This is a genomic window from Leptolyngbya sp. 7M (genome assembly GCF_018128485.1).
This window is the reverse complement of record NZ_CP070897.1, coordinates 3,705,748-3,725,794: the sequence shown is the minus strand read 5'-3', so window position 1 is coordinate 3,725,794 and position 20,047 is coordinate 3,705,748. Positions and strand designations below refer to the sequence as shown.

The window sequence follows — 20,047 nt, the reverse complement described above, 5'->3', positions numbered from 1 at the left end:
GCCCATCGTAGCGCCCATAGGCGCTACCTCGATCTATTTTCTATAGGGGACCCGGTTAAGGAAGTCGACATTGAGGGCGGAGAGGCGCTGAGGAGGATTGGCTTTGGGGTCAATCGAGCGAGCCATCGAGAGGAAGTTAGCAGGGTCGCCCGGTTTCGCTTGTTGGTCTTGAGGTTTATAAGAACGAGTGGCATTTTGCCAGATCATTTGGGGGAAGCCGAGCTTGCGGCGGTAGTACTCATCATATCTCGGAGACTTGATATTGAAGGGGAGATCGCCTTGAGTGCGACCCGGCAGAGAGCGGCGGCGCTGATAGGGGACAATCGAGTCGCCAAAGGCATCGAGGTACTCTTGGGAGTTGAGGAGTTGGTCAACAAAGCCCTTGAGACCCTGGGTAGCCACGACAATCGACCAGGCAATCTTTTCGCGCTCATTGAAGACATCGCGCCCGAGGACACGCTGCACGGTTTGCTCGACAAAGCGATAGTTACTATTGAGGTCATAGAAACTGCGCTTATAGGTGTTGGAGAGGAGTAAGCCGCGGACGAAATCGCGCACGGTAATCTGACCAGAGCGGAGTTGGGATTCGAGGAAGGGTTCACGGTCGGCTGCAAAGGCATGGAAAAAGAGTTGGCGATAGGCGGCCTCGATGAGCGTATCCATATCGGAGGGAGAGAGGAGGTTATCGCTCGAGAAGATCCGCGGTTGGTCATCACCGGGGACATCATAGCCGGTGACGCGAACATTTTGAGATGAGGGGGAATAGGACAAAAGAGGAATAGCCACGCTAAAACAAGCTCCCTACGCAAACGAACGGTACGAAAATCACCCTAGATCATACGGCGGCTGGGGTGCTTTATTCGCTTTAGTCTGATAAAGTGTTACGGAACTTCATGAAGCAACGGGGATGGGAGCGGTTTGTAGGGTGAGAGGCGCTGGGGGAGTTCTGTCGAGGTCGCCGCGAGTCAGGGTGTGGAGACCCAGTGGGATAGGAGCATGAGCAAGCCCAGCTGCACGAGAAGGCACTGCCTCCCCCAGCCAGATGAGCATCATGCGGAACGCTGTCAGTCGTGGCTTGCTCAGAAACGCTGTCTAGCGCTTTGCGGGCAATTCGAGTCACATAGAGGGTTACGGCAACGGTCGCTACAAACCCAATCCCGCGCACCAACCATTGCAATAGGGGGTTTGCTGCTTGTGTTTCGGTTCCCAACATGGTGAGGCTACCGGCCAGCGAGCCAATGTAGACGTACAGCACCGTACCGGGCAACATGCCGATGCAGGCTAGGGCATAGTCCTGCAGCTTCACGCCGGTAATGCCGTAGGCATAGTTGAGCAGGTTAAACGGAAACACCGGTGAAAGTCGAGTTAACAGCACAATTTTGAAGCCTTCCCGTCCGACCGCTTCGTCAATCGCTTTGAATTTAGGATTATTTTCAATCTTTTTCGCCACCCAATCACGGGCTAAATACCGACCGACCAAAAACGCCAGCACCGCACCTAAACTAGCCCCAATCAGAACATAGAGCGATCCCTGGACCACGCCATATACAAATCCAGCTCCTAGAGTCAGCAATGATCCTGGAATGAAGGCTACGGTAGCAAGGACGTAGAGAGCAATAAAGGCTACAACGCCAGCAATTCCCAACTGCTGGATCTGTTCCAGTGCTCGCTGAATCACTTCCTGGAGGTTCCAACCGCTGCTCTCTTGTAGGGTGGTGGCAAAGGCCGGCACAGCGCTGACAAGAAAGGATAAGCTGGCAATTCCGATAATTTTCAGGAATCTCAGAAGGCTAGAATAGCGAAGTCGTGTTGGTTGGATGGGCTGCGGCATGGCTTCTTTCCTCAGGGGTTGATTGAGTCGTCCCTGCATTCACTGTAGAGGCATTTCTATGCAACGGAATGATGCCTGCGTGAGCTGTGCCTGAGGGTTTGCTGAGAATTGTTTTGTTTCTCAAATACAAATCGAGCTGTGGGCAGAATGCTTGGATGAGAGAACGTGAGCAAGATGCTCGCACTAATCGTCAATTTTTAGCATGGCGATGCTGTCCAGGAGAATCTCGACCTCTAGCATCACCTAGCCCAATGCTGAAAAGAACCCAATTGTCAGAGAATAAAAAAGGCGTGCACTTACTCCAGCCAATGACCACGACAATTACGCTCAATGCAGACGCAATCAATACGCTTGATCTTGCTCCGGCCCAAGCGGTGATTGAACCCTGGATCAAAGATGGCTCCGTTGCCAACCACGAGCAAGAAATTCGCTTTGTGATCGACTTTCCTCAAGAGCCGGAGGACCCGCGTGAGCTATCTGAAATTCCGGAAGTGCGGCTCTGGTTTGTGCGCCTAGATGCCAACTATCCCTGGCTGCCCTTTTTGCTGGATTGGGAAGCGCAGGAGTTGGGCCGTTACACCGCCATGCTGGTGCCCCATCAGTTCGGTTCCGGTGGTATTGAATTCAATCCAGAAGCATTGGAAATCTTCTTAATGCAAAAAATCTTTGTATTGGCGAACTGGATGCAGGAACAGGGCATTTCCAGCCGCACCAAACTCACATTTATGGCGCAAATGCTGAGCTATGCACTGGATTACGGCTTTTTCGATCTGCTGAACATTTAAGCAGCATAGATCGTAAGGGTAATGCATTTGAGCTGGGCGATGGCAAGATCAGCGATACCCTATAATCCAGCAAATAATCCAGCAATGAGAATGAATTGACTCAGCTTTCAGGTCTCTGAAACAATCTCGCCCACTGCGTTATCTCAACAATTCCTTATTCCTGATACAGTTCAGGAAACTGTTCCTGAAGCCGAACGATTTGAGGCAAGTCATGCAGGATCACATAGGGATTGCGGGGATTACGCTTAATGAAATCCTGATGGTAGTCTTCAGCCGCATAAAATCGGTCTAAGTCTAAGGGACTGAGCTGAGTTACAATCGGGCGATTGAAAACACCAGCCTGATTGAGTTGGTCGATATAGGCTTGGGCAACTTGCTTCTGCTCATCGTTCGCAAAGAAGATGGCGGAGCGATACTGGGGTCCTGTGTCTGGTCCCTGTCGATTCAATTGGGTTGGATCATGCGCCACCGCAAAGTAAACCTTGAGAAGCTGACCATAGGTGATTTGCGATGGGTCATAGGTGATTTTCACCGCTTCTGCATGGGCAGTTGTACCAGCACTCACCTCCTGATAACGTGCAGACGCCGCACTGCCGCCAGCATAGCCGGTGATGACCTCAGACACACCTTTAAGATGCTCAAAAACGCCTTCCATCCCCCAGAAGCACCCGCCTGCAAAAACTGCCGTCTGTTCTTCCGTCGTTGCAGCAGTTGCTATATCTGTAACAGGGTTAGGAAACGTTGCTGTAGTTGCTACATCAGCCGCAACACCCAAATGGCTTGCACCATAGATTAGAGCCGCAGCAGTCAGCGGCAGAACCGAAAAGCGACGCACAAAGGAATTGGAAACAGCAATATGCAATGACATAGGTTTGAAGTTCTCCAGCAGTTTATCAATCGTGATAGTCAATGAATTCCAGATTTTTAGAGAGCTTAATAACAACAGCGTTGACGCTTGAGCAACAAATTATTAGACAACAAATTATTGAGCAACAAATTTAAGAGCAACGCCGTTTATACAGTAGCGTTTTCCAGTGGGTGCGGGACCATCATCAAATACATGTCCCAAATGCCCACAACACAATTAGTGTTCCAATCAAACTTCCTACTCCGAGCCGTATGGCATTTACTAGCATCGCCTCAATTCCTAATTTATCTTGCTAGCTGATTTTGCACTGTTCTCTATTCCGTTGTGATTTCGTAAGCTTTGGCTACTTGGTGACGTATCAAACGCTGTACAGCAGGAATCGCTCGATTCAGTTCGTAGTTACGCTGATGGGGGTTGTTCAAATACGCCTGCTGCTCTTCTTCGATCATCTGCACATCCTGTTTTACCAAGCCATCTAACATGCGTTGAGCCGAGCCAAACAGGCGATTTTTAAGGAATCGCCGAAAGGCAATTGGCATCCGGTGCAGGTTATCGAAGGCATTCAGCGAAGTGAAATGCACCAGGTAGGCGCGTGTCGCGGTGGCATGGACGGGACATACCAGACAATAAATCTTGAAGTCCTGCCCGAGCGTTGCCATCCAGTGGGGATAGGCATAGCTAACATGCAGCGGTTCGGGATGGAGTTGCCGCAGGGCCGGGAAAAAGAGCTGAGCAATCGACCAAATGTGATCAATCCGGTAATAGCTTTGCGCCTGATAATAGGCATCTACTCGATTATCAGTTTCAGACAAATCTTGCAGGACTGGATTGGCCCATGCCTGATGTTCTTCATGCAGATGGCCGTGGTACATGTCCATTAAATTTTCGATTAAAAACGAGTAGTGCGCTTCAGATTCAATCACCGAGACGGTGGCAATGTAATTCAAATGGTCCCATTCTGGTACGCCTAAGAGCGGCACCCGTTGCGCTTGTGCCGCGTCGCCAGGGAACAACCAAATAAACCCATCCTGTTCTTTGACAGGATAGGACCGCAACTGACAGTTGGGCAACTTTTGCTGCTGAGTCAAATAGGGGACCGCCACACAGCGACCTGTACCATCAAAACACCAGCCATGATAGGCGCACTCCAATCGGTCGCCAATCACCTTGCCATGACTCAGTTTTACCTGCCGATGCGGGCAGCGGTCCTCTACAGCCTGCACTTGACCATTGCGATCCCGGAACAGCACGATAGGCTGCTGCCACAGCGTAATGCCGTAGGGTTGAGTGTTAACCTCTGCACTGCGAGCAACCACATACCAGCAGTGGGGATTGATTTCCAGGGAACGAACATCCCCTAAAGCTATTTCTGTTGCAGGGGGAGGTGTGATTTGCTGCATGCTCAGTCTTCCAAACCGCCAATGGCGAGTACACAGTAGCCAATATACACCCTCAACTCGAAAAAATGCATCTGCTCTAAGCTAGACGAACTAATTGCCTAGTTGCCATGCAATCCATGCCATGTTCGTGAAGGACGACGCTACAGGAAACTGTTTTGGAGATGAAACGCTTGCACTTAAAAAGAAACATTATGTTGCAAAAGGTAAAACTAAAAAGAGTGAAACTAGTAGCTAAAGCTGGTGAAGAGACGGGCTAACGGCTAAAGTGAGCGGCGGCAGACAACCCTGAAACGAAGCCAAAAACTTTGTAGCGTCCGCTCCACTGTGTTGTTAGACCATGCCCCACCGCTCGCTTTCAGTGGGTATCATAAGGCTTCGATTTTGACGATGCCGCCCTCAACAGCATCAACCTGCAACCGATAACCATAGAGCATTACCATTCCGAGCAGAGGTTCTGTTTCTGATTCTGCGATATAAATGTCGCGGTACTGCCCATCCCAAATCACAATCGCAGTGTACAAATCAAACAGAGTTTCGCTTCCGTCTCCCAATGTAACAATATCAGACGCGCTCCAAGGTAAATTCAGAGTGGCAATGATTGCAGAGGGTAAAGACAGAAACCCAGTGAATCCTGTATCAATCACTGTTTCGATTGCTTGTAGTTGCTGATTCGAGTTACCTACAACAACAGACAGCGTTGCTTCACACCGTAAATTTACAACTCCTTGCATCATGAATTTTTCTTCAGACTTCGCGCTCCAAAATGATCGACGGCGCGGTGTCCAATCCGAATCACCCAGGGTTGAGCACCGGGGTGTCGCCCAAACAGTCGGTTAGTTGCGGGCACAACATTTTTATCGACCTCAAACTCTCCGGTTTCGATATCGATCGCCACAATTTTGCCCTCGTTTCCAGCTTCGACTTGCTGCCGAATGCCTGATTCATAGAGTTCTTGCCCACGCCGAGCTATTTCTTCTTTGCTATAACGTCGTTGGCGAATTGTCATGGCGTTACCCTCGGTTTTGACGTTCCCCCTCCATTTTATCCTGAGTAATGGATATCAAGCCAAACATCGAAAGTACTCGGCAGATTCATCGTAAAGTCGCGATGCTGATTTGTCTTGCTGACGCAGATATTTGCTCACCAATTCAAAACCCAGGGTATAACCTGTATGAAGCGGTATGTCATCGCTTTGACCTAGAAACCAGGCAGCATGATTATAGTTGGTGTCCGAAAGACTTGGAATTGCTTTGGCGAAGAAATCGGGGATTTCTGCTTTCTCTAATGCAGCAGCATAGAAGGGAATGACACCGGGGCGTAACTCTGTTTCAAAGTGGCAAGCTAGCCCTTCAGAAACTAGCGCTTCAAGCAGAGTGTTGCCATAACCCACAGTACGCCATCTCATACAGTGGTGCAACTCATGTCCTAAGGTCGTGAAAAATTCGTTCTCCAAACTGTGGCCGCAAGAGCATAGTATTCGTCAACGAGATCGCGGAGGTGCTTTCGATCGCGTCGCTGCGTTCAGTTCTGATCGGCGATATCACCGCAGGTAAGTTTAAGCTCGTCGGCGGCAGTTCTTCTACAGCTTACGACGAAAAAATTTCCTCCCACAAAGATCTCGCGACGCTTTTTGAGCCGATCAATATCGGCGGTGTCAGCGTCGCAAACTCGGGTCTCGCGGACGAGCAGCGCGATGAAGCGGAAGGATTTCGAGGCGACAACGTATCCCCCGATCTTCGCGAAATGCTCTCCCGAGACCCGGCAGGAAATACACGGATCGATGCCATAATGCAGGCAAAGGATGCAGATTCTCCGGCTCTTCGCTCGCTGCTTGACCGAGAGGGGATCATCGTTCGCGACCGGATCGGCGATTCGAATGTGCTTGTATTGGATCTTCCGATCTCGTCACTGCACTCCCTTTCCACCAGCGGCATGGTCAATTATGTTTCACCAGATCGTCCGCTTTCACGCTCGGGACATATCGAGGAAACAACAGGTGCTTCGCTTGGCCGCATCCAGCAGATCGCCGGGCAGACGATGAACCTTAAGGGAACGGGCGTCGGCATCGCCATCGTTGATTCCGGAATTTATGCGGACCACGTCGGATGGTTAAATTCATCTGGCCAATCGCGCGTCAAGGCAAATGTTGACTTAACGGGCGATGGACTGGGCGACGTTTACGGCCACGGCACACACGTTGCCGGACTTGCTGTCGGTAACTCGGCGAAGAACAACGGGGCCTACCGCGGGATCGCGCCGGACGCGAACATCATCAGCGTAAAGGTGCTAAACAATTCCGGGCTCGGTCAGACGTCGTGGCTGCTGAACGGGTTAAACTGGATACTCCAGAACAGGACACAGCACAATATCCGTGTCGTCAACCTCAGTCTTGGGACGGTCGCCGTAGATACATATACGAATGACCCGATCGGGCTAAAAGTAAAAGAGCTTGTGAACAATGGCATCGTCGTTGTTGCGGCTGCCGGCAATCTTGGACGAGCTCCGCAGGGCGGGAAGCTCTATGGCACGATCCATTCGCCCGGCAACAGCCCTTGGGTGATAACGGTTGGTGCGACCAACACGTTCGGTACTGGTGATCGAAGCGATGACCGGATCACGACATACAGCTCACGTGGCCCGACACGCAGTTTCTATACGAACTCGCTTGGTGTTCGTGTTTTTGACAACGTGATGAAACCTGACCTGGTTGCCCCCGGAAATCAGCTTATTTCGTATCGTGCCCCACAGAATGTGCGCTCTGCCGCGGCGCCCGAACTTGATGTTGCGCTAGCTGCGGGCGAGACAAACGCGGACGCATTGATGTACCAGAGCGGCACTTCGATGTCATCGCCGCTCGTTGCAGGTGCAGCGGCATTGCTGCTTCAGGCGAACCCGAACCTGACGCCGGGAATGATAAGAACTATCTTGCAATATACCGCTCAGCCGATACCCGGTGCAGATATGCTCGAACAGGGTGCCGGCCAGATGAATCTGGAAGGTGCTCTTCGGCTAGTTCGTTCATTCCGTACAGACCTCAACTATGCGACCGGCGTCAGCCGCGGAGCTTCTGTGGTGGTCAGCGGATGGTCAATGCCTACAACTTCTTCCAATATAGAAGGAACCAATTTTGCGTGGTCGCAGATGATAACGGCGAACCATGCATTCATAACGGGTTCGTCGTTGATATCAAACTTTCAGGTTACGTATCGGCCGGAATATCACTCCGGCAGCGGGATCTCAAATCTAGCCGGCGTACTCAGCCTGAATACAACATCGTTCCATTCCGGAGGGCTGACGCTTCATTCGAACGTGATGATCAGCAACGGCGGGGCGAACGGAAGCGGCACCGTACTTATGCCTTCAGGTGTGTTGATCGGTGACGGTGTTCTCATAGGCGATGGCGTCTTGATCGGCGACGGCGTCCTAATTGGTGATGGTGTGCTCATCGGTGATGGGGTACTCATCGGCGACGGTGTCCTAATAGGAGACCGAACATCGCGAATGCAGTAGCTCATCATTAATCAACAGAAAGCTTAACCATCAATAATAGGAGGATCGCTGTTATGTTCGACGTATATATTGACGCAAGGCATAAATATCGTGATAACGCGGTAGAAACAGCAGCCATTGGGGCTAATGATCTTTCACAACTTGGAGAACTTGGCAACGAGGATACGGACAGCGTAATGCAATTCCTTGGCAGGCGTCCGGTTCACACCGTCGTAATGAGCAGCTTCATCCAGGACAATGGGATCGTCAATCCATTGAACCGGGGAAAGTTCTATGGTTACTTCCGCGAGGACGGAGAACTTGAGGGCGTTGCATTGATCGGCCACACGACCTTGGTCGAGGCTCGTTCGGACCGCTCGCTTCGGGCGTTTGCTCTGAAGGCAAGGTATTCAGAAACGCCGATCAACCTGATAATGTCCGACGGCGAGAACGCAGAACGCTTCTTCGGGATTTACGCGGTCGGCGGCTTGGTCCCGAGGCTCAAGTGCACGGAATTGCTGTTCCAGACGGATTTTCCGTTCCCGGTCCAGCAGTGCAGTTGGGAAGTAAAGTATGCAAGGCCGGAAGAGCTTATGCAAACCGCATTGGCTCAGGCAGACCTTCTAATCCGCCAATTTGCAAGCGACTGCATCAATCTGAAAAATTGAAGTTGAAATAAAGGCAGAGTGTCACCTTTGTAAAGTCTGAGCGAATTCTGGCCTTTAGGTGCAAACCCACTGGCAACACATTAAAAAAGTATGACAAACTTGAAACATCGTAATGCTCATTCACCAATCTAGGCTAGTTTTAGCCTACGGCAACTTGATGGTTGGGTATGCGATTCACCTTGTCTTTAGCACCAGCAATACTGCTCGGTATTAATTCTACTGCTCAGTATTAATTCTAGGGACATAGTCGGGAATCTTGAAAAACGAGAGCCAAATATTTGAGAGCCAAGTAAATAACAATCCAATTCCGTAGATCTAGAGTGTTGCCGATGTACCTCTACTGGAAATAGCTATTACTCATAATTCCGCAAATGTTGAGAGCCATCCTGTTTTGACAATAGATAGTTCATTCACCTAAACCGGAAGCCGCTTCAAGTCCCCCACTGGAGCCGATTTTCTCTATTGGCAAAGCGATCTCAAATAATACCATCGACTAATCTGTTAGATGTTCTTTACTTAGCAAAGCATTTGTTCAGAGCGCCCAGATATTCTTTCGATGTGCGGATTTGAGTCCGTTTCGAACTTTTGATCTTTTAAGCGCCTATCCGATTTCCCTGACGACAGGTCAGTAAGCTGGTCAGAGTTTTGGAATTCCAAAACTCTGTCGGAGGACTCCGGATAGGTACTAAGTAACCTGATGTATTGACAAGGAGCAATGAATGATTACTCCCAACTTTTGGCATGGCAAACGAGTCTTTGTAACTGGACACACAGGATTTAAGGGCAGCTGGCTTTCACTATGGTTGCAACTCCTGGGTTCTGAGGTGCTTGGGTTCTCTTTGCAGCCCCCTACCCAGCCCAACCTATTTGACCTAGCGCAAGTCAATCAAGGCATGCAGTCTGTCACAGGCGATATCAGAAACTTAGAATTTCTGAAGCAAATCATGAGTGACTTTCAGCCTGAAATTGTGATTCACATGGCAGCTCAGCCTCTAGTCCGTCGCTCTTATGCCTTTCCCCTAGAGACACTCTCGACCAACGTAATCGGAACTGCGAATGTCATGGAGGCAATTCGCTACACAGACAGTGTGCGGGCAGTTGTAGATATTACCTCCGACAAATGCTATGAAAACCGTGAATGGGTATGGGGATATCGGGAAGACGATCGATTGGGTGGATATGATCCTTACAGTAGCAGTAAGGCTTGTGCTGAATTAGTGGTTGCAACGTACCGGAATTCTTTCTTCAATCCTTCTGATTATTTGAATCATGGCGTGGCCATTGCTACGACCCGTGCTGGCAACGTTATTGGAGGCGGAGATTGGGCTGAAGATCGGCTTGTTCCAGACATTCTCAAATCGATTCTACGGAGAGAACCAGCACATATTCGCAACCCCTATGCTACCCGTCCTTGGCAACATGTTCTGGAGCCATTGAATGGTTACTTAATGTTGGCCGAACGCTTGTACAACGATGGCATTGCATTTGCTGACAGTTGGAATTTTGGACCGGATCAAGCTAATGTCGAAACCGTGGGTTGGATTGCTGATCGGCTTTACTCACTTTGGGGTGAAGGACTGTATTGGGAAAAAGATAGCGCTTCTACCCATGTTCACGAAAACACTTACCTGAAGCTGGATTGCTCAAAGGCTAAGGCTAAACTAGACTGGCATCCCAAGCTAGATTTAGATGCTACCCTCTCATGGATTGTGGAATGGACCAAGGCATTTCAGGCCGGGGTAGACATGCGCCAATTTACTGAATCACAAATAAACCGCTTTATGGTCTACGGTTTATCCGCTGCCTCACAGGGGAGCACACTAAATTTTGCCCGTTCTAATTCCAACAGTTCGATCGCGATCTCAGATCCGGTCTTACTATACGAGTAAGCTAGCGTTGCCACCTCGGCATAATTAAAAACCAGATTCAAAACCCTGTGCCGCCCGCGCAGCTGCCGGCACAGGGTTTTGGGTTTTATGTTTAATTATGCTCACCTACTTAGAAACGTCTTAACTGGAGTTTAGAACCTGTTTGAAAGTCCCCCCTACATCCTCCATTCGGGGGCTTTCCCAAACTAATCGCTGTTCAAGTCTCCCACTATGGGGAAGGGAGCAGCCAAACGACGAAATCTTTTCACCCTAAACTTTCGCGAAACTCATCCGGCTCAAAAAGACGCGCAGCCGCTCACTCTGGGGATGGGTCAGGACTTCTCGCGCTGGCCCTTCTTCTTCGACCTGTCCCTGATTCAGAAACAAAACCCGATTGGCGACCTCACGGGCAAACTGCATTTCATGGGTAACAACAACCATCGTCATGCCTTCTTCGGCGAGCTGCTGCATCACCGCCAAAACCTCGCCCACCAGTTCTGGGTCAAGGGCGCTAGTTGGCTCATCAAACAGCATAATTGTGGGACGCATACACAGCGAACGGGCAATCGCGACTCACTGTTGAGTATTACGGCATCGCCATGCCCAAAGATTCCTGGTTACGCTACAACTCACGGCAGTCACCGTATTTCTAGGTATGATTCTGGGGTCGCTGATTGGCATTGCCCGCTTGTCGGCCTCACGAGCCTTGAGTATAGCTGCCCGCATCTATGTTGTGGATTGGCTAACGCCTACAGCAAGCAAGAATTTCACCTGGCGGATACTCAAGCCGTAGCGCCCCTAGTGCAACAATACTTGATGGGGGCACCGCTGACCGAATCTCCAATTGAACAGACAACCAGGGATATCTTGATTTGCACCCATGGCAGCCGCGATCGGTGTTGCGCTCGGTTTGGTAACCTGATTTATCATCAGGCGCTGCAAATCGTGGATGAATACTCTCTGGAGCAGGTTCGCGTCTGGCAAGCTAGCCATATCGGCGGACATCGCATGGCCCCGACGGCAATCGACTTTCCAACCGCTCGATATTATGGCTATCTCGATCAGTCGTCTCTAAAAGCAATTTTGACCCAGACTGACAATATTCAAGCTTTAAGTGCCGTTTATCGAGGCTGGGGGCTATTGCCCTGGGCAGCTCAGGTGATTGAAAAGGAACTGCTGCTGAAGCACGGCTGGGATTGGTTCAACTGCAAGGTTATTGCGCAAGTGTTAGAACATAACGAAGATGAAACCTTTAACCGAGTTGAATTATCCTATCAAACCGCTACCGGTGAACAGCAAACCTATCGAGCCGAGATCGTCGCTGACGTTGAGCAGACCGTGTACCTAAAGAGTTCATGCAACAGTGAGAACGCAGCTGAAGTAACTCCATATGTGGTAAGAGATCTGTTTCCAATGCAAACTGCTGCAACAGAGAAAATGCAGCTGATCAGCATTGACTAAAGGACATATAAAAATGAATTTATGAATGGCCCTGTGAATCAAATCTCTATCTGGCATCTCCTCTATCAACTGCTGTTGTATGCCCCTCGGCTGTATTTGCTTGACAGCTTGCTGTGGATGTTTATTATGGGGCTGCCTGCTGTACCTGGACTGATCATTCGAGAGTTTTTTAATCGCCTCACTGATTCGTCATCTGCTAATTTCTCATCTGCAACCCTGATTGTGCTGTTGCTGGCTACCGGAGCCGCTCGGATTGTTGCCATCTTCATGGGGCGAATTACCAAAACTCAACATCGGTTTACCATCAGTGGGCTGCTCCAACGAAATCTCTTAGCTGGTATTTTGCGCCGTCCAGGTGCTTTGCCGTTAGTTGCCGGCGAAAAAAAACTATCTTCTGGGGAAGTGCTGAGTTATTTTCGCGAAGATGTCGCTCAGATTGAAGATAATGTGGTCGGCACAAACGAAATTTTAGGAGCAGGGGTGTTTGCTGCTGTATCCTTGATTATTCTTCTCAGTGTTAATATCTATTTGACGATTTTTGTATTTTTCCCTTTGGTTGCGATTGCCGCCATTGTTCAGCAGGCCGAAACTCGGATTAAGCGTTATCGTCGTGCCAGTCGTCAGGCCACCCAGCAGGTGACAGGGCTAATAGGCGAAATCTTTGCGGCGGTGCAGGCAATTCAGGTGGCAGGTGCAGAATCTCCTGTGCTGGAGCGATTTCGGCAGGTCAGTCAACAGCGGCAGCAGGCAATTATCCGCGATCAGGTTTTCCTTGCTATTCTGGAGTCTATTTTGCAAAATATGGTCAACCTGGGGACGGGACTGATCCTGCTGCTAGCCTCCCAAACCATGCGTCCTGCCCAAGCGCTCAGTGTTGGAGATTTTGCTTTATTTGTCTACTACCTTGCTTTTGTAACCGATTTTTTCTGGTTTTTGGGTGGTTTTTTGAGCCTCTCAAAGCAAACTGAAGTCTCATTCGACCGGATGACAGACTTGCTGCAAGATGCCGAACCATTGCCTGCTGAAAGCGCACCATCATCTCTGGTTGTTCATGCACCGCTGTATATTCCAAATCTGAGAAATCAAGCCTCTCCCTTGCCCGCTATTGAATCAACCATCCGTCACGCTGAGGATAGCCTAAACACATTATCTACTGTTGGTTTAACCTATCGATATCCTGATACAAATTGCGGTATCTCTGATATTAGCTTTCAGGTTCAGCGCGGTAATCTCACGGTCATTACAGGACGCATCGGTTCTGGCAAAACTACTCTACTACGAACTCTATTAGGTTTATTGCCCCATCAGGCCGGTGAAATCTATTGGAATGAGCGCTTGATTCAACAGCCTGCTAGTTTCTTCATTCCACCTCGCAGTGCCTACACTCCACAAGTGCCGACTTTATTCAGCACCACGCTGCAAGAAAACCTGCAATTAGGATTGGACCGTTCTAATCAAGAACTAGTCCAAGCGATTAGCCGGTCAATTTTAGTCCAGGATATTGTAGCCATGCCAGAGGGATTAAACACCGAGGTGGGAACGCGGGGAGTGCGGCTTTCGGGAGGGCAAATCCAGCGGGTAGCGGCGGCTCGTATGTTCCTACATCAGCCTGAATTACTGGTATTTGACGACCTCTCTAGTGCGTTGGATGTGGAAACTGAACGTCGTCTCTGGTCCCATCTGCTGGAGCTACGTCAATCTCGTGGTTCACAGGGTTGGACCCCAACATGTCTGGTTGTCTCCCACAGACCTGCCCTCTTGCAAGCTGCCGATCAGGTGATTGTGCTGGAGAACGGCACTATTGTTTCTATAGAACATCAATGATCGGGTTTACGAGGCGTTGAATGATGAAGGGATGGGCGATTGCCTCTCTACTAAGTAGGTGAGCATAATTAAACATAAAACCCAAAACCCTGCGCGGGCGGCCTTTGTCAGTGTCCGCTAACTCCCTTCTGTCAGATTAAGTTTCATCTATTACAGATCGCGCAATCTAACATCTTCAGGAAATGGTTGTCCTGGTATGCCCATTTTTACTCCAGAAGCGGCAATACCGAATAAATTGCTACTCACTGCTTCGTAACATTCATCTCCAGCCTTGTAAGCTTGTTCCAGCAAGTTTGAGACAAACTCCAAATGACCAAAAATGAACCCAGCATGAAATTCTCTTATCAATCTACTAGCGGCTCTAATTTTCTCTGCATCTTCAGAATTGATCCATTCATTCAGCACTCTCAGACTTATAGGACTAATATCTAGTTTCGGCTCCTCGATAAAAGCAAATGAGGCTTCTTTATAGAGTTCTTTATATAGTGGTTCCAGCTTGAATGAATATAATAATATTTGATTCGGAATTGAATCCTTGCAAATCCCTGGAAAGATCATTTCCATTTGAGCTTGATAGTCAAACCAAAGATCACGAATCTTCCTTAGCATATCCTCATACCCTTCAGTATCTGATAGATAGTGAAGGCAATTCTCATAATAAGTTGAGGGAAGTGGATCGTAGTTGATATCATCTTTTTTCATGCTCACATCGATTCGATTCAATATCAATTGAAGTACACGGGACGGTATCTTTTTGGCTGCATAAACGAGGAATTCACTAATGTGATGTTTGCTTAAGTTAAGAACTCTCTCCAGTTTACATAGCAGTACTCTCAACTCCTCTTCCTTTAAAAGCTTCAATGAATTCCTACTGAGAGCTTTAAATAACTCCTCCGCAAGCTCTGTGTTCTCATCAATCTCTACATTTAGTGCTAAAGAGATAGCTAGCTGCGGTCGAATTTGTATCAACATAGCTAAAGATTCGATAGCAGATTTTCTAACTTCGAGAGCAGGATGGGTTAGGAGCGTTTGAATAAGATTATGAAAAGTATCTGGAGCGATGTCATTTTCCCATGCCCAGTACCTCTCTGCAAATGATCGACAGAAGGAAGATATGCCACTATCAATGGCACATTGAAATACTGTGATGGCTCGTTCAATGTCAAACGTTCTTGCTTGGTAAAGTATTGGAGCAATATGTACCGCAAGTGGACAGTCCCCAATTTCTAGAACTTGCTCACACAGTTCTATGGAATAGCTTGGATTCAATGCAGCAAGTGAGCTTAAAAAGCCAGTTGATATATTATCTTTATTTGTTGTGATTACTTGTAAGCGCTCATTAAGGATTTGAATGCCCTGTTGAGGAAATGGATATTTCTTTAAGAAACTTTCCAAAATATCTTTGTTAATCTGATTGATAACTTGTTCGCGTTCTCTCCAATCAAGACGAAATTCATCTACTTGTGGATTCCACCCATAGTTACTCATTAATGCTCCAGTTAACTTTAACTTATCAGTACAGGGAATCGAGGCAATGATATTTTGTGCTTTCTGTTGAACCGTGCTTAAGCTGCTCCACCGGGCGTACCAATCCAGTTTTTTAATGGCTTCCAACTGGATTAGTGGCTCTACATCACGTGTGACTAATGAATGAATCATTTCTAAAATTTCTAACTGTTCAGGTTCCCACCATTGATTTGCTTCCTCAAGAGGTTGACTAGTTCGATCGCGTAGTTCTTCAAGTGCTTTCCCTAGACTCTCTAATGCTCTCAAAGAAACCTTGATATTGTTTGAGATTAATAAACCTGCGATAAGTTTAAGAGCTTTACTGCGGAGTGTTTGAGTAATTTTATGATCTACTAAAAACGTGCTGATTTTACGACTTCTGCCATCATAATCATTGTGTTTAATGTCCTTCTCTAGGAATGAATCGAGGATATCTAGAGGAGAATAGATATGGTCATGAGCATTAGGTTCTTGAAGCCATTGCTCAACTGTCTCAAGAACTTGCCAATTAAATTTGATTGACTTATCTGTGCTATATTTAGCTAACTCAATCAGCATCCTTATTGATTCAGGAGGATTGTTGTATGGTCTACTTGAATCATTCCTTCCAAGCTGCCAAAGGAGATCACAGCATATGGGCACATACTCAAGCGTGTAGCTAATTCGACTGAGAATTGCTGGTAGTTTAGACAGCACGTTAGAATGGGTAAAACGATAGCGCTCAGAAATGCTTTCATCCTCTGGTGTTATAGCAGGATGACGCATTGAAAATTGCACAATCTCTAAGGCGTATTCTGGCTGGTAATATGCAATTTCTTTAATTAAATCTAGTAGCTTACATCTATCCAAATTAGAAGATTGTTTAAATTCTTCTTTGAGATTTAGCAGAATAGTATCAAGTAAATTCGTTTCTTGATCGTTGCTAGAACGAACTCGCCAATCTAATTCAGCTAAATTGCGAAGCACTTGTGTTGGATAAATCTCTCTGAACGCTTCAAATATCTCTTGTGCATATCCTGTAGAATCACCTTGATCAGTCAAACAAGCTTTATGCAGGATATGGTCAGCAAGTACATCAGGAGTAATTCTTAGTTTATTACCACGGCGCAATAAAACTCCTGCCTTTTCCAAAACACTTATACTCTCGATTAATTCCCTCTTCTCAATCTTAAGAAACTCTATTGCTGTTTCTTGAAATTGTCCATCAGTCAAACGGATAGGTGCAGTAGTGGCTATTAGCTCTAGTATCTTTGCGCCGCCCTAACGAGATGCTCAGCAACCCATTTAGTTTGGGCGTAACCGACATTAAGATCTTGTCCGTGTGCTAGAGGCTGATCTTCTCTGATCCTATCCATCTCAAAGTAAGCGGGGGATTGAAATACATCGAGCGTTGAGATGAAATGGACAGGAATCGCTTGGCTCTGGCTGGCCAGTCGCAATACCTCTTGGGTTCCTAAGACGTTAGCAGCCCGTAGTGCGGTGTAAGGATAAATCAGATTGACGAATGCACCAGCATGATAAATTCGATCTAGCTGATTCGATAACGCTTGGAACATCTCTTGTGCTAATCCCAGGCAAGGCTGCGACAAGTCGCCCAAGACCGGAATTACTCTAGGGTTTAGCTCACCACTGCTCAACATATAGCGAGCCAAATTGTTCTGCAGTCTTTGCCGTCCTTCTTCGAGATGAGAGGCCCGCACCAAGCAGTAGATGTCTGCCTGTGTTTGTTGCAGAAGTTCGTGCAGCAGAAATGCTCCCAGAAAGCCAGTTGCGCCGGTTAAGAAAATCCGCTTTGGCTCTCGATTGAACGGCACCAATCGAGTCTTGGGCTGAATGGCCGCATCCAAAATTACATCGGCATCTAAATCAATCCTTGTTTCTTCCTGTGCTGCCGTACTCGCATCCAGATTTTGGATTAGGCGAATGCCTTTAACCAAACCCATGATTGTAGGTTCTCGCAGGAGGTAGAACAGAGGTAGCTCAATTTGAATTATTTGTTCGATCCGAGCGATCAACTGAGCCGCTAATAGAGAATGTCCTCCCAGTTCAAAGAAATTGTCATAAATTCCAATCTGGTCAATACCCAGGATTTGAGACCAGATTTCGGCCAGTTGTCTTTCCAGCACAGTCGCAGGCGAAACATAGGGTTCAGCTAAAGCGGGCCGTTCCTTCTTCGGTTCTGGCAGAGAGCGGCGATCAATTTTTCCGTTGGGGGTCAGGGGCAAATTCTCCATGACTACGAATGCGGAAGGAACCATATAGTCTGGCAGTTTAGCCTTTAGAAAGGCTCGCAATTGAGCCACGAAATTATGTTGATTACCCTGTAGAGGATTGTTCGCGTATGCATTCCAGGGTTTTGGCTTCACGGGTGCAGGCAGAAGATCGGGCAAGGACCTTTGAGCCTCAATGGCGTTGCGATGTTGTAAAACGACATCGTAGGTGCTGTTGTTTGAATCAAACCAGCCAATCTGGACATCGTAAGGTAGGGACTGACTTAAGCTCCAGAAGTCTTCAGGATCCACTCCCCAAGTTTGGTCTACAGTTTGCAGTAGTGAGATCAATTCTGCCACTGTTTTAGGCCGTTTAACGTCTGCTAATGCCTCTACTATTCGCAGATCAGAGATAATTCGTTGATTAGGAACACGAGTGATTTTGAGTAAATTGAAGTAGTTATTTTGAAGAAAATCTTTGATAGACTCCAATGTTAACTGATCCTTCTGCCAATCCAGGTTTTGAGATTCAATTGCAGGCCGAATTTCGGAATCAATGTGAAGAACCACATCATAACGGAACTTGGTCATCTCATTGGCGTAATGTCCTCGCTTCAACTGAATTTGAACATGATTAATTTGCGGTAAATGCTGTTTAAGATCCACGAAGAACGCCGGATCAATCACCAATTCTTTATCTTGAGAAATTTGTTTGCGGATGCGCTGCTCTAATTCGGTTGTGCTCAAAGTAGGAGAGGCTTGACAAAGCTGAACCGAGGCATGAAACGCTTCTAGCAAGGGTAAGCTTCGGACATCACCAATAAAAATGCGGCCTTTTGGCTGAACAATGCTTGTTGCTGCTTCTAAAACACGCACCAAGTACTGAATATTTGGAAAATACTGAACTACAGAATTGAGAATAACGGTATCAAATTCTCCTATCTCTGAATCTGAAACGACATCCGCAGCTCTTTGACACAGACTTACATGAGATAAGCGATCCTGACTCATCGCAATTTGCCGCTCAAGATACTGAATTGCTGTTGTGGAAATATCTGTGCCTTTGTAGTAAGAACAGTGAGGTGCAATTTGAAATAATAACAGCCCCAGCCCACAGCCAATTTCCAATACTTTGTTGGGCTTTAAATCTAGGATTCGAGCAACCGTGTTGCTAATCCATTCATGCATTTCCGCTTCAGATAGGGGTAACCCTGTATAGCTATTGTTCCAACCAATTGTATTGCAGGTCCAATCCTGAGTCGTAGATGATCGGCTGTAAATGGTATTCCACAGAGTTTGCCACTGTTGAACCTGTTGGTTGCTCAGTTCAGACAAAGGTTGTGTTGCCTCGATATCATTCTCCTGAGGAACTACGTAGGCAATCAACCGCTTGCTTCCTGATCCATCTTCTCTGGCAATCACCGTAGCCTCTCTTACAAGGGGATTTTGGCTGAGAGCAGCTTCAATATCTCCCAACTCGACTCGAAAACCACGAATCTTGACTTGATGATCAATCCGACCAATAAACTCAATGTTGCCATCAGGGCGATAGCGAGCTAGATCCCCAGTTTTGTAGAGACGTGCCCCCGGCTCAGAACTAAACGGGTCAGCAATAAACCGTTCGTTATTTAAATCAGGGCGATTGAGGTAACCTCGTGCTACTCCATCTCCACCAATGTAAACCTCTCCTGGCGCACCAAACAGGCAATCCAGTCAATCACCACCACTCTTACCGGGGTGGCGGGTACATTCCAAGATCTCGTCGGTGCTGTACAGGCGATCGTCACAGTCATTGAGAATATCAATGCAGACCAATTGTTGGGCAACGCTGATGACAACGCGGCAAGGGCGGCTGTCAATACCATGTCCACACAGGGTCTTCTTGCGATACTTCCTGCTCTATATAAGGTTAAGCTAATAAACAAAATGCTGGACGGTCCTACCCTGGACGAGGACGAGAACGCGATTCTGACGATTCTGCGGGAGACGAAGACTCGCTCCCCAGCAGAGTTTCTACAGCTCACCGCCTCTGCTACGTGGGAGGCGTTGGATACTGATTTTAACGGTGAGCAATACGATCAACTTGAGGCACTCTTCAGATTCTGACCAACATGGTCGTATATGCCCTGCTGGGCTG

General features: G+C 47.8%; 17 protein-coding genes and 1 pseudogene. 7 read left to right on the top strand and 11 right to left on the bottom strand.

The features are described from left to right. Positions 1 to 33: 33 nt before the first annotated feature. Together JVX88_RS18740 and JVX88_RS18735 are read right to left on the bottom strand one after the other, a co-directional pair. The gene (locus JVX88_RS18740; RefSeq protein ID WP_211619698.1) at positions 34 to 786 is read right to left on the bottom strand and encodes a phycobilisome rod-core linker polypeptide; all 753 of its coding nucleotides are present in this window, start codon (positions 784 to 786) and stop codon (positions 34 to 36) included. A 79-nt stretch (positions 787 to 865) separates the two neighbouring features. Then, positions 866 to 1,831: a TVP38/TMEM64 family protein gene (locus tag JVX88_RS18735; protein ID WP_211619697.1), complete on the bottom strand. Its 966-nt coding sequence runs from the start codon at positions 1,829 to 1,831 to the stop codon at positions 866 to 868. A 308-nt stretch (positions 1,832 to 2,139) separates the two neighbouring features. Here JVX88_RS18735 and JVX88_RS18730 point away from each other — a divergent pair, with 308 nt between their 5' ends. After that, a complete protein-coding gene (locus JVX88_RS18730) occupies positions 2,140 to 2,616 on the top strand; it encodes a CRR6 family NdhI maturation factor (RefSeq protein ID WP_211619696.1) in 477 nt (158 codons plus the stop codon). Between the two features lie 154 nt (positions 2,617 to 2,770). On the opposite strand, the gene msrA is transcribed toward JVX88_RS18730, so the two are convergent. From msrA to JVX88_RS18700, 6 genes are all read right to left on the bottom strand, one after another. After that, a complete protein-coding gene (gene msrA / locus JVX88_RS18725) occupies positions 2,771 to 3,484 on the bottom strand; it encodes a peptide-methionine (S)-S-oxide reductase MsrA (protein WP_211619695.1) in 714 nt (237 codons plus the stop codon). Between the two features lie 114 nt (positions 3,485 to 3,598). Continuing rightward, positions 3,599 to 3,685, bottom strand: a complete 87-nt coding sequence (locus JVX88_RS18720) for a peptide-methionine (R)-S-oxide reductase (protein WP_317134661.1) — start codon at positions 3,683 to 3,685, stop codon at positions 3,599 to 3,601. A 113-nt stretch (positions 3,686 to 3,798) separates the two neighbouring features. Beyond that, complete coding sequence (locus JVX88_RS18715) at positions 3,799 to 4,884, bottom strand: aromatic ring-hydroxylating oxygenase subunit alpha (RefSeq protein ID WP_211619694.1); 1,086 nt, start codon at positions 4,882 to 4,884, stop codon at positions 3,799 to 3,801. Between the two features lie 365 nt (positions 4,885 to 5,249). After that, entirely contained in the window at positions 5,250 to 5,618 is a 369-nt protein-coding gene (locus JVX88_RS18710; RefSeq protein WP_211619693.1) for a clan AA aspartic protease, read from the bottom strand. Beyond that, positions 5,615 to 5,890 carry a hypothetical protein gene (locus JVX88_RS18705; protein WP_211619692.1) on the bottom strand — a complete coding sequence of 92 codons (276 nt, stop codon included), beginning with the start codon at positions 5,888 to 5,890 and terminating at the stop codon, positions 5,615 to 5,617. The genes JVX88_RS18710 and JVX88_RS18705 overlap by 4 nt, the downstream gene beginning before the upstream one ends. 54 nt (positions 5,891 to 5,944) lie before the next feature. Next, the gene (locus JVX88_RS18700; protein ID WP_225931116.1) at positions 5,945 to 6,337 is read right to left on the bottom strand and encodes a DUF2268 domain-containing putative Zn-dependent protease; all 393 of its coding nucleotides are present in this window, start codon (positions 6,335 to 6,337) and stop codon (positions 5,945 to 5,947) included. 44 nt (positions 6,338 to 6,381) lie between these two features. Here JVX88_RS18700 and JVX88_RS18695 point away from each other — a divergent pair, with 44 nt between their 5' ends. The 3 genes from JVX88_RS18695 to rfbG all read left to right on the top strand — a co-directional run bounded on the left by JVX88_RS18695 (position 6,382) and on the right by rfbG (position 10,930). Next, on the top strand, positions 6,382 to 8,394 hold the full coding sequence (locus JVX88_RS18695; protein WP_211619690.1) for a S8 family serine peptidase: 2,013 nt from the start codon (positions 6,382 to 6,384) through the stop codon (positions 8,392 to 8,394). A gap of 53 nt (positions 8,395 to 8,447) precedes the next feature. Beyond that, positions 8,448 to 9,041, top strand: a complete 594-nt coding sequence (locus JVX88_RS18690) for a hypothetical protein (RefSeq protein ID WP_211619689.1) — start codon at positions 8,448 to 8,450, stop codon at positions 9,039 to 9,041. A 719-nt stretch (positions 9,042 to 9,760) separates the two neighbouring features. After that, positions 9,761 to 10,930: a CDP-glucose 4,6-dehydratase gene (rfbG, locus tag JVX88_RS18685; RefSeq protein WP_263975173.1), complete on the top strand. Its 1,170-nt coding sequence runs from the start codon at positions 9,761 to 9,763 to the stop codon at positions 10,928 to 10,930. Positions 10,931 to 11,179: 249 nt separating this feature from the next. Here the strand turns inward: rfbG and JVX88_RS18680 are convergent. Further along, a pseudogene (locus tag JVX88_RS18680) lies at positions 11,180 to 11,482 on the bottom strand (polar amino acid ABC transporter ATP-binding protein); the annotation flags it as partial. A 165-nt stretch (positions 11,483 to 11,647) separates the two neighbouring features. Between JVX88_RS18680 and JVX88_RS18675 the strand changes: the two are divergent. Then, positions 11,648 to 12,370 (top strand): sucrase ferredoxin, encoded by a 723-nt coding sequence (locus JVX88_RS18675; protein ID WP_211619688.1) that lies wholly within the window; start codon positions 11,648 to 11,650, stop codon positions 12,368 to 12,370. Positions 12,371 to 12,391: 21 nt separating this feature from the next. Beyond that, positions 12,392 to 14,194: an ATP-binding cassette domain-containing protein gene (locus JVX88_RS18670; protein ID WP_211619687.1), complete on the top strand. Its 1,803-nt coding sequence runs from the start codon at positions 12,392 to 12,394 to the stop codon at positions 14,192 to 14,194. Between the two features lie 150 nt (positions 14,195 to 14,344). Here JVX88_RS18670 and JVX88_RS18665 read toward each other — a convergent pair whose 3' ends face one another. Both JVX88_RS18665 and JVX88_RS18660 read right to left on the bottom strand, forming a co-directional pair. Next, positions 14,345 to 16,912 (bottom strand): hypothetical protein, encoded by a 2,568-nt coding sequence (locus JVX88_RS18665; RefSeq protein ID WP_211619686.1) that lies wholly within the window; start codon positions 16,910 to 16,912, stop codon positions 14,345 to 14,347. A 29-nt stretch (positions 16,913 to 16,941) separates the two neighbouring features. Beyond that, positions 16,942 to 19,386 (bottom strand): SDR family oxidoreductase, encoded by a 2,445-nt coding sequence (locus JVX88_RS18660; RefSeq protein WP_211619685.1) that lies wholly within the window; start codon positions 19,384 to 19,386, stop codon positions 16,942 to 16,944. A gap of 261 nt (positions 19,387 to 19,647) precedes the next feature. On the opposite strand from JVX88_RS18660, the gene JVX88_RS18655 reads away from it, so the two are divergent. Then, on the top strand, positions 19,648 to 20,016 hold the full coding sequence (locus JVX88_RS18655; protein ID WP_211619684.1) for a hypothetical protein: 369 nt from the start codon (positions 19,648 to 19,650) through the stop codon (positions 20,014 to 20,016). Positions 20,017 to 20,047 lie beyond the last annotated feature (31 nt).